Raw genomic sequence first — 10740 nt, 5'->3', positions numbered from 1 at the left:
CGGCAATGCACCGCGCGCGACGCCAAGGAGCGCTCATGATTCTGTTATGGCTGGCGATCGCCGTGCTGCTGCTTCCCGCCGGTTGGCTGCTGTTGCTGCCACTGCGCCGCGCGCGCCGTGTGCATGCCGCCCAGCAGGCCTTCGAGGACAACGACAGCCTCGGTGCCGAGAATGTGCGTGTCTATCGACGTCGACTGGCCTCGCTGGAGCGCGGCCATGCGCGCGGCGAGCTGGATGACACGGCGCTGGCGGAAGGGCGTGTCGAGCTGGAACGCAGTCTGCTGGAAGATGCCGAGGCTTTGAGGCGCTCCCCGCTCAAGGCGGCCGGCAGTGGTCGTGTGCTGGTGCCCGTGTTGCTGGTGGCGATGGTGGCGGGCTCGCTCTTCTGGTATCAGCGCGAAGGGGCGAGCGGCGATCTGGCGCTGGCGCAGGCGATTGCCGCCACGCCGATCCATGATGCCGCCAGCTTCAATGCGCGCATCGCGCGTCTGCGTGCCGAGGCCGAGGCACAGCCGGATAACGCCAAGGTGTGGATGGCACTGTTTCCGCTCTATCGTGATGCCGGACGCCTCGATGAGGCGATGCAGTCTCTCGAGGCATTGATCGCGCTCGAAGGTCGGGTGCCCGCGCTGGTCGCGCAGCTGGCGCAGCTCAAGTTCTTCGCCGCGCAGCGCACGCTGACCGATGAGGTGCAGGGGCTGGTCGACGAGGTGCTGGCAGCCGACCCGCGTCAGCCCACCGTGCTCGGCCTGTTGGGGATCGAGGCGTTCGAGCAAGCCCGCTATCCCGAGGCCATCGACTACTGGCGCAAGGCGATTGCCGGTTTCGAGAACCCCGATGCCGCCAAGGCCCTGCGTGAAGGCATCGCGGCCGCGCGTCAGCGCATGGCGAGTGCCGGTGAAGTCGACGCCTCGGTGGCGCTGGACAGCCCGGCAACGGCTGCTGCTCAGGACAGTCAGGCAGGCACTGCACGTCTGACGCTCAAGGTGTCGCTGGACCCCGCACTCGAGGCGCAGCTGGCGGCGATGCCGGTGAGTGCTGACGAGGCGACCCTGTTCATCGTGGCGCGTGATGCCGAAGGCAAGTTGCCGCCGCTGGCGGTGGTGCGTACCACCGCAGACACGCTGCCGCTGACGGTCACGCTCTCGGATGATGATGCCATGGCCCCGATGGCGCGGCTCTCGATGGCGGAGCGCGTCACTCTCGTCGCGCGCATCTCCGCTTCCGGTCAGCCGGCGGCGCAGTCGGGGGACCTTGAAGGCAAGCTCGAGAATGTCATCGTTACTCGCAGCACCGAGGCCGATGCTGATGTCAGCCACGAGGCTGCGGACGCACCGCTGATGCTGCGTATCGATCACCGCGTCGCACGGTGAGTCGCGATGTGCCCCGACTCGACGATCTGATCACGTGGATCATCATTGCGCCGGTTGGGGCCATCGCCGCTTTTGGGTAGACTGCGCGCTGGTTTTTCGAAATTCAGGTTTTCCTGCTTCAGCTCTTCTTCCTCCAGACTCAAGGACGCGCCAGGCGCAATGCGGCTCAAATCGATCAAGCTGGTCGGCTTCAAATCCTTCGTCGATCCGGTCACCGTGCCCTTCGACAGCAACATGACGGCGATTCTCGGCCCCAACGGCTGCGGGAAATCCAACGTCATCGATGCTGTGCGCTGGGTCATGGGCGAGTCCAGCGCCAAGAACCTGCGCGGCGAGTCGATGACGGATGTCATCTTCAATGGCTCCACCGGGCGCAAGCCGGTGGGGCAGGCCTCCATCGAGCTGACCTTCGACAATGCCGACGGCAGCCTCGGTGGCGCCTGGTCCGAGTACGCCGAGATCGCCGTCAAGCGTCTGGTAACGCGTGACGGCCAGTCCGGCTACTTCCTCAATGGCCAGAAATGTCGCCGACGTGACATCTCCGATGTCTTCCTCGGCACCGGGCTCGGCCCGCGTTCCTATTCCATCATCGGTCAGGGCATGATCTCGCAGCTGATCGAGGCGCGCCCGGATGATCTGCGTAGCACCCTCGAGGAAGCCGCCGGCATCTCCAAGTACAAGGAGCGCCGCCGCGAGACCGAGAACCGCATGAAGCGCACCCAGGAGAACATGGAGCGCCTGGATGATCTGCGCGAGGAACTCGACAAGCAGCTCGAGCGCCTCAAGCGTCAGGCCGAAGCCGCCAAGCGCTACCAGACCCTCAAGCAGGAGGAATACCGCCTCAAGGGCGAGCTGGCCGTGCTGCGTCGGCGTGGCCTGCGCGCGCAGCAGCGTGAGCAGCAGTCACGTGTCGCGGAGCTGGAAACCGGTGTCGAGCGCGAGATTCTCGGTCAGCGTCAGTGTGAGAGCCAGCTGGAAGAGCAGCGCTATCAGCACGACGAGCTGGCCGGTGAGCTGGAAACGCACCAGGCCGCCTTCTATGAGACCGGTGCTCAGATCGCCCGTCTCGAGCAGAGTCTCGAGCACGCCCGAACTCGTGAGCAGCAGCTGGCGGCGGATCTCGAGATCGCGCGGCGTGAGCTGAGCGACATCCAGCGCGTCGAGGGCGAGGACGGCGAGCGTCTCGAGATGATCGAGGCACGTCTGGAAGATATCGCGCCGGAACTGGAGCTGGCGCGTGAGACGCTGGAAGGCCTCGAGCTTTCGCTGGAAGAGGCCGAGGAGCGCCGCCAGGACAGTCAGAGCGAGTGGGAGCGCTTCAGTCAGGCCGACAACGAATCCCAGCGCGGGGCCGAGCGTGCCCAGAGCGAGATCCAGCGCATCGAGAATGCCATTCGTGACGCCGAGATTCAGCGCGAGCGCCGTCGTCAGCAGCTGGCGGAGTTGCCGGATGTCGCCGAACTGCGCGAAAGCCGTGAGGAACTGCGCGAGCAGCTCGACGAGCTGACGCTCGGCAGCGAATCGCTGGAGTCGCGCCGCGAGCAGGCCAGTGAATCCCGTGAGCAGGCACAGACGGATCGTCTGGCGCTGGACGGTGAGCGTGACCAACTGCGCCAGCGTCGCAACGTGCTGCAGGGCGAGCAGGCCTCGCTTCAGGCGCTGATCGATGCCGCGCTGCGGGATGAGGATGACAGCCTGGCGACGCATCTGGACCGACATGGTCTTGCGCAGGTCCCGGCGCTGGCCGAGGGGCTCGAGGTCGCCGAGGGCTGGGAGTCCGTCAGTGCCTGGGTGCTGGGGCCCTTCCTCAAGGCACGCCCTGAAGGCACGCTGGCGGCGCGGATCAGCGGTGCCCCGGCGCTGACGGGCTGGCTATCCAGCATTCACTGCGTCGAGTCACAGGCCGCCGCCTGGGGCCGGCGCGATACGCTGGCCGCCCATGAAAGCGTGCTGACACCGGACGGCCTGTGGTTGGGACGTGGCTGGAGCCGGCGTCAGATAGCGGGCGAGCGTGCCGACAGCGTGATCGGCCAGCGCGCGCGTCTCGAGCAGGTCGTGCTGGAACTGGAAGCGCTGGAGTCGCGACTCGACGATATCGAGGCGCGGCTGGCTGCCGCTGATGAACAGATTGCCGGCGCCGAGCAACAGCTTGAGCATCTGCGGGTCGAAGAGCGTGAGCTTGGCGAGCGTCAGCGTGAGCTGAGCCTCAAGGAGGCGGGGCTCGCCAGCCGACTCGAGCACGTCGATGGCCGTGCCAGTGAGCTTGAGGAAGAGCTCGAGCAGCTGGCGGAGACCCGCGAGAATCATGCCCTGACGCTTGAGGAGGCGCGCGAGCGCTGGCAGCAGGCGCTGGAGGCAGTGGAGAACAATGCCCAGTCGCGTGAGTCGCTGGAGCGCTCACGGCGCGAGCATCAGGAGGCGCTGGCCGGGCTGCGTGCCCAGTTGGCGCCCGCGCGGGAGCAGGTCAGCCGTCTCGAGATGGAGCGTCAGCGCCTGGTGACAGAGCGCGATGGCATGCAGGGCCAGCGCATGCGGGCCGTCGAGCAGCGCGAGAAGCTCGCCGAGCGCATCGAGCTGCTCGAGGCCAGCCGTGAAGAAGCCTCGCTGCCGCAGGAAGAAGAGCGCGAACAGCTCGAGATGTTGCTCGAGACACGCCTCTATCAAGAAACCAAGCTGAATGCCTGTCGTGACAAGACTCATGAATTGGTCGAACAGATGCGCCAGGCCGAGCAGTCGCGCCAGACCCATGAACGCAATCTCGAGGGCATTCGTCAGCGCCTCGAGGAAGGGCGCATGCAGGTGCAGGCCCTGACCTTGAAAGCGGATGCGCAGGATGAGCAGCTGGTGGAGCTGGGCTATGACGAGGCGGCGATCACGCTGCTGGAGGACGAGTTGGACCCGAACGCCACCGAATCGGCCTGGAGCCACAATCTGGAGCAGGTCGGGGAGCGCATCAAGCGGCTGGGGGCCATCAACCTGGCCGCCATCGAGGAGTACGACCAGCAGGCCGAGCGTCGCAACTACCTGGAAGCCCAGCATGCGGAGCTGGCCGAGGCGCTGGAGACCCTTGAGCGTGCGATACGCAAGATAGATCAGGAAACGCGGGTGCGTTTCAAGGACACCTTCGACAAGGTCAACGCCGGAATCCAGACGCTTTTCCCGAAGATCTTCGGTGGCGGAACCGCGTGGTTGACACTGACAGGCGATGATTTGCTCGAGACGGGCGTGGCGATCATGGCACGCCCGCCCGGCAAGAAAAACTCGACCATTCATCTTCTGTCAGGTGGGGAGAAGGCTCTGACGGCGCTGGCGCTGGTCTTCGCCATCTTCCAGCTCAATCCGGCCCCGTTCTGCATGCTCGATGAGGTGGATGCGCCGCTGGATGATGCCAACGTCGGGCGTTATGCAAGGCTGGTGAAAGAGATGTCGGAAAGCGTACAGTTCATCTATATCACCCATAACAAGATCGCCATGGAGGCGGCGGATCGGTTGATGGGCGTCACCATGCAGGAACCGGGCGTCTCGCGTCTTGTCTCTGTAGGGATCGAAGAAGCGGCGGTACTGGCTGAAGCGTGAGTGAAAAGCCGTGCAGGAGGCCAAGGTCATCCTTGTGCGCGGTAGCCAGCGGCCGTCTTTGCGGCCAAGTTGGCAAAATCGTGTTGCACATAGAGATCGAAAGCACTACGAGTTTGCGTCATAGTGTCAGTCAGGGATAATTGAAGGGCGATTGCGCAGGTCACCACCACAGGATTGACATTCGAAAAATGTCCCCTTTTTCTGCAATCGCGCTATGCTGTTCACGTGCATGGTGCCCAAGCAAACAGGCTAATGACCCATGGAATTGAGAGAGTGGCTCATCTTGTTGGGGTTGGTGCTGGTCGCAATCATCGTCGTTGACGGTGTGCGCAGGCTCCAACGTCAACGTCGAGTACCCCGACTGGATCGAGCGGGTACGGAAGATTCCACCGAAGAGGCGGGTGTTTCCGCGGTGGAAGAAGAGGAAGAACGTGACAACTGGGAGCTGCCGAATGGCGGCTACCGGGTGGTTGGCGATGCCGAAGCGCAGGCCGAGGCGGAGCAGGATGCCGTGCTCGACAATGCCCATGGCATCAAGGCCTCACGGGTGACGCAACCGAGTCGTCCAGCACAGCCCATGGAGCGCCGTGAAGCGCCGGAGCGCAAGGGCTTCGGCGAGCGTGCGGCGGCCTTCGGGGCGCGTGCCAGCCAGTCGATGCGCGACGTGACCGCCAGTCTGGGCGCGCGGCGCGACGACGAGCAGAGCATGACGAGGCGCATCGCGAGCCTGTGCTCGGCACCGCCTCCAGCGAGCAGTCAGAGACGGCGCGCGAAGAGGACTTCCATGAGAAGCCGGTGATCACCGCCGAGGACGACAGCATCAGCGTCTCCTCCACCCAGGCCGATGATCTCGAGCCGATGGCCGAGATCGAGGAAGGTCAGGATGTGAAGGCCGAAGCGTTCTCCGCTGGCCAGCAGGCCGATGACGAGCACGCGGCTTCCGAGCGCAAGGAGCCTTCGCTGGAAGCGGCCGCCGTGCCTGCAGCCGACACGACAGTCTCCGAGGATGATCGCCATCCGCTGGTGCTGCGTGCCGAGCGCAATCAGGTCGATGACCAGCTCGCACGTGACACCCTGGCTGATGCCAGTGAAGTCATCATCATCTCGGTGATGGCGCGTGGCGAGGAAGGCTTCAGCGGTGAAGACGTGCTGGGCATCTCGCTGGCCTGTGGTCTGCGCCATTCCGAGATGGGGCTGTTCCTGCGCCATGAGGAAGATGATGACGACAGTCCCTTGCAGTTCGCGATGGCCAACGTGGTCAAGCCGGGGATCTTCACGCCGGCCGAGATGGTGGACAGTCAGCTGGATGGCGTCACCTTCCTGATGCCGCTGCCGGGCGCGGACGACACCTCCGCCGCCTTCGAGACCATGGTCGAGATCGCCATGCTGCTGGTGCGTCGCCTGGGCGGTGAGCTCAAGGACGAGAACCACAGCGTGATGACGGCCCAGACCATCGAGTTCAAGCGCCAGCAGGTGCACGAGTTCGAGCGTCGCAATCGTCTGCATCGCTACCAGGCCAACTGATCGACTCGCGAGCCATTCTCAGAGTGGGTCCGTCATGCCACAAACGCCAACGGCGACCTTCGGGTCGCCGTTGGCGTTTGTGTTTCATGCGCCACCGTTTCGAGTGAGTGTCATGTCAGCCCAGGATGATCTGTTTTCGGCCCCTGCCGATGATTCCAGCGCCTCGAGCGTTCCTCAGTCCGCTGCCCCGGCTGCGGTGGAAGGTGTGCCTGCCAAGGTGATGGAGGAGGTCGCGCAGCTGCATCGCGAGCTGCTCGAGGCCAGCCACCGCTATTACGTGCTGGATGACCCGACGCTGACCGATGCCGACTACGACACGCGTCTGCGCCGTCTCGAGGCACTGGAAGCCGACTACCCCCAGCTGATCACGTCGGAGTCCCCCACCCAGCGTGTCGGGGCCGCACCGGCCAGCGGTTTCGAGGAAGTGCAGCATGCGGTACCGATGCTGTCGCTCAACAATGCCTTCGATGACGATGAGCTGCGTGCCTTCGTGCAGCGTGCGGCGAAAACCCTGGAGTTGGGCGATGCGGAAGACGCAGGCGAGGCATTGAGCTTCTGCTGTGAACCCAAGCTCGATGGCCTGGCCGTGTCGCTCATCTACGAGAATGGCGTGCTGGTGCAGGGCGTGACGCGCGGCGATGGACGTACCGGGGAAGGCATCACCACCAATCTGCGCACCATCCGCTCGATCCCGCTCAGGCTGCGGGGGGATGATCTGCCGGCGCTGCTTGAAGTGCGCGGCGAGGTCTACATGAGTCACGCCGGCTTCGAGGCGCTGAACGCGCGCGGCCGCGACGAGGATGGCAAGGTGTTCGCCAATCCGCGCAATGCCGCCGCCGGCAGTCTGCGTCAGCTGGATTCCAGCATCGCTGCCTCGCGCCCGCTGGAGTTCTGTGCCTATCAGGTCGCGCGCCTCGATGAGGCGCTGCTGGCCACGGAGGTCGGTCAGAATCATTCCAGCCTGATGGCGCTGCTCAATGACTATGGCTTTCGCACCAGCCCGCAGCTTGAGGTGGTGCGCGGTGCCCAAGGCATCATCGAGTACACCCGCCGTCTCGGCGAGCAGCGCGAAGGGCTTGATCACGACATCGATGGCGCGGTCATCAAGCTGGATGCGTTGCGTCTGCAGCGCGAGCTGGGCTTCGTGGCGCGCGCGCCGCGCTGGGCCATCGCCTTCAAGTATCCCGCGCAGGAGCAGGAAACCACTCTGGAAGGGGTCGATTTCCAGGTCGGACGGACTGGTGCGCTGACACCGGTCGCCCGGCTGGCACCGGTGCAGGTCGCCGGGGTGGTGGTCTCCAATGCCACGCTGCACAACATGGATGAGGTGGAACGTCTCGGCGTGCAGATCGGTGACAGCGTGATCATCCGGCGGGCCGGCGATGTCATCCCGCAGGTGGTGCGGGTCGCCAGCGAAGGTGCCAGCCGCGAAGCCATCGTGCTGCCGGACGGCTGCCCGGTGTGTGGCTCCGAGATCGAACGTCTCGAAGGCGAGGTGGTGGCACGCTGCGCGGGCGGACTGATCTGCGCCGCCCAGCGCAAGGAAGCCCTCAAGCACTTCTCCAGCCGCAAGGCGCTGGATGTCGATGGCCTCGGCGAGAAGCTGATCGAGCAGCTGATCGAGCGTGAGCTGGTCAAGACACCGGCGGATCTGTTCCATCTCGACGCTGCCACGCTGGCCGAGCTGCCGCGCATGGGCGAGAAGTCCGCCGCCAATCTGGTCGCCTCGCTGGACAAGAGCCGCCACACCACCCTGGCGCGCTTCATCTATGCCCTCGGTATCCGGGAAGTCGGCGAAGCCACCGCGGCGAATCTGGCCACGCACTTCGGTACGCTTGAGGCGCTGCGCGCGGCGGATCAACCCGCGCTGGAAGCCGTGGAAGATGTCGGCCCCATCGTCGCGGCGCATATCCAGACCTTCTTCCAGCAAGCGACCAACAACGAGACGCTGGAAGCGCTTCTCGCCTGTGGTCTGCGCTGGGAAGAGGTCGAGATCGGCGAGCGGCCCCAGCCGCTGGCAGGCCAGACCTGGGTGCTGACGGGGAGTCTCGACAGCATGACGCGTGATGAAGGCAAGGCGCGCCTGCAGGCGCTGGGCGCCAAGGTGGCGGGCAGTGTCTCGAAGAAGACCGCTGGTGTCGTCGCCGGGGAGGCGGCGGGCAGCAAGCTCGAGAAAGCCATGCAGCTGGGGCTCACGGTGCTGGATGAAGCGGCCTTCGTGGCGCGTCTGGCCGAGTGGGAAGCCGGCACCGACTCAAAGCCGATGCGCAAGACAGCGCAGGAGAGGATGCATGAGTACGGACACGCTGAATGATGCACCGCAGGCGCCAATGGCTGCGTCACGTTCCACGGATGAACAGGAGCTACCCATGAGTCAGATGCCGCTTGATCAGATGGACCCGAAGGATCGCTTCATCGAGGTGCCGCAGACCATGCTGCCCGCCGACACGCGTCGTGCCCTGCTGGAGACCTTCGTCACCCGTCAGGGCTATGACACCACCGATGTCGGCGAAGGCATGGCTGGCTGGGTCGCGGAGCTGGAAGGCCAGTTGTCACGCGGCAAGCTGTTGATCGTCCATGACATCGGCACCGAATCCACCGAGGTGATGACGCTGGAGCAATGGCAGTCCTTCGGGCGTCAGCTGGCAGACGATGAGGAAGAGGGCGACTGAGCCCGGCCAGCGGTCATGATCCGTTGGCGAAGCCCTGACCTTGCTCCTGTCCCTGCGGATCATGCGAACCACATCGGCACGACCAGACTCGAGATCAGCAGGATCAAGGCCCCGCCCAGGCGCGAGGAAATCTGCGCGAAGGGCATCAGCTGCATGCGATTGGCCGCCGAGAGGACCGCGACGTCACCCGTGCCGCCCATGTTGGCCATGCACAGGCCAGCGGTGATGGCGGACTCGATGGGATAGAAGCCGACCAGCTTGCCCACCAGCCCTGCACCGAAGGCGGCACCGGCGACGACACCGAAGACGATCACCACGTAGGTGATGGTGATGGCGTCGATCACCTGGCCCAGGTCGGTGTAGGCCACGCCGATGCCGAACAGCAGCGCGAAGGTCCAGTTGCCCGCGACGAAACGGAACCATTGAGCGGCGGCCTGGTTGATGCTTTCCGGCACCAGGTTGGCGCACTTGAGTACGGCAACCGCGATGATCATCAGCGCGTAGGGGTGCAGCGGGATGACCTTGCCGAGAATCTGGCTGGCGACGAAGAAGCTCAGGGCGATGACCATGCCGATGCCCAGCTGGGAGAGATCAGGCGCGCTCTTCTCTTCACGGACATCGACACCCGGCATCATCTGGCCGCCGCCGGTCAGTGACGGGAAGCGCTTGCCAAGCCCGTTGAGCAGCCCGGCGATGATGATGGCGAAGACATTGCCCAGCGCCAGCGCCGGTACCAGGATCGAGATGTAATAGCTGGCCGGCTGTCCCAGCAGTTGCTCGTAGATCTGGCTCATCGGCACGGCGCCTGCCCCCATGCCACCGCCCATGATGGGCAGGGCGATGACCATGACGGCATCCTTGGGCGAGAAGCCCATGATCCAGCCGACCAGCATCGCGAAGAGTGCCGCGAACAGCACCGAGCACAGCAGCGGCAGCGCGAAGCGTGCCCCGACCTTGACCAGCACGCGGGAGTCCATGCCGAGAATGCTGCCGGTGATCAGTGCCGCGATGTAGAAATTCAGAAAGCCGCCGGCCTTCATGAACTCGCTGACGCTGGCCGTGACATCCTGTGGCAGCCAGCCGCTATAGACCAGCGCTGCGGCACCGAAGATGGCGAGAATCGCTCCGCCTCCCAGGTAGCTGTTGATGATCGGCAGGCGATCACCCAGAAAGCCCAGCAGCTCACCGAGGACCATCATGACCATCAGGGCGCCGATCATGCCCGCCGGCAGGGTATCGGTGGCGATGGCGGCGATCAGGACCAGAAACGACAGGGCGAAGATCGGCAGGGACATGCCGAAGATGCGTGTCTTCAGGTAAGGCGACTCGTCGGCAGGCGTGGCCGTGGCGGTCTGCGAGGAATGTGTCATGCAGGCTCCTTGTCCTGCACTCTGTCGTTGCAGGACCTGTTGTCATGTCCGGATGCGCTGGCGTGGCATCGCGGGATCGGTTGGGACAAGGTGGGGACATCATGTCCGCGCAGTGGATGCGCGTCACAGGGAGCTTACGATGTGGCTTTCGAGGGCCAAGTTTTGCGAATTAAAGAAAGCCTTTTGAAACTTATGAAACCGCATGGCGCGGCTCGCTCACGTGCT

The 10740-nt window shown here is 64.7% G+C and carries 7 protein-coding genes; 6 read left to right on the top strand and 1 reads right to left on the bottom strand.

The features are described from left to right. Positions 1-35: 35 nt before the first annotated feature. The 6 genes from ccmI to CU110_RS13740 all read left to right on the top strand — a co-directional run bounded on the left by ccmI (position 36) and on the right by CU110_RS13740 (position 9145). Positions 36-1373, top strand: a complete 1338-nt coding sequence (gene ccmI / locus CU110_RS13770) for a c-type cytochrome biogenesis protein CcmI (protein WP_084209383.1) — start codon at positions 36-38, stop codon at positions 1371-1373. 159 nt (positions 1374-1532) lie between these two features. Continuing rightward, positions 1533-4949, top strand: coding sequence for a chromosome segregation protein SMC (locus CU110_RS13760; protein ID WP_127736350.1), 3417 nt, complete (start codon positions 1533-1535; stop codon positions 4947-4949). 259 nt (positions 4950-5208) lie between these two features. Continuing rightward, positions 5209-5748, top strand: a complete 540-nt coding sequence (locus CU110_RS16340; protein WP_205694047.1) for a hypothetical protein — start codon at positions 5209-5211, stop codon at positions 5746-5748. Continuing rightward, positions 5679-6473 (top strand): cell division protein ZipA C-terminal FtsZ-binding domain-containing protein, encoded by a 795-nt coding sequence (locus tag CU110_RS13750; RefSeq protein WP_240665400.1) that lies wholly within the window; start codon positions 5679-5681, stop codon positions 6471-6473. The genes CU110_RS16340 and CU110_RS13750 overlap by 70 nt, the downstream gene beginning before the upstream one ends. 220 nt (positions 6474-6693) lie before the next feature. Further along, positions 6694-8787: an NAD-dependent DNA ligase LigA gene (gene ligA / locus CU110_RS13745; protein ID WP_127736946.1), complete on the top strand. Its 2094-nt coding sequence runs from the start codon at positions 6694-6696 to the stop codon at positions 8785-8787. A gap of 55 nt (positions 8788-8842) precedes the next feature. After that, positions 8843-9145, top strand: coding sequence for a YheU family protein (locus CU110_RS13740; protein WP_240499610.1), 303 nt, complete (start codon positions 8843-8845; stop codon positions 9143-9145). A 59-nt stretch (positions 9146-9204) separates the two neighbouring features. On the opposite strand, the gene CU110_RS13735 is transcribed toward CU110_RS13740, so the two are convergent. Continuing rightward, the gene (locus CU110_RS13735; RefSeq protein ID WP_084209380.1) at positions 9205-10515 is read right to left on the bottom strand and encodes a 2-hydroxycarboxylate transporter family protein; all 1311 of its coding nucleotides are present in this window, start codon (positions 10513-10515) and stop codon (positions 9205-9207) included. Between the last annotated feature and the right edge of the window lie 225 nt (positions 10516-10740).

This window comes from Cobetia sp. ICG0124, from assembly GCF_004006355.1.
Taxonomy (GTDB): domain Bacteria; phylum Pseudomonadota; class Gammaproteobacteria; order Pseudomonadales; family Halomonadaceae; genus Cobetia; species Cobetia marina.
Note: the sequence above shows the minus strand (reverse complement) of the source record. Positions and strands in the feature narration are given on the sequence as shown.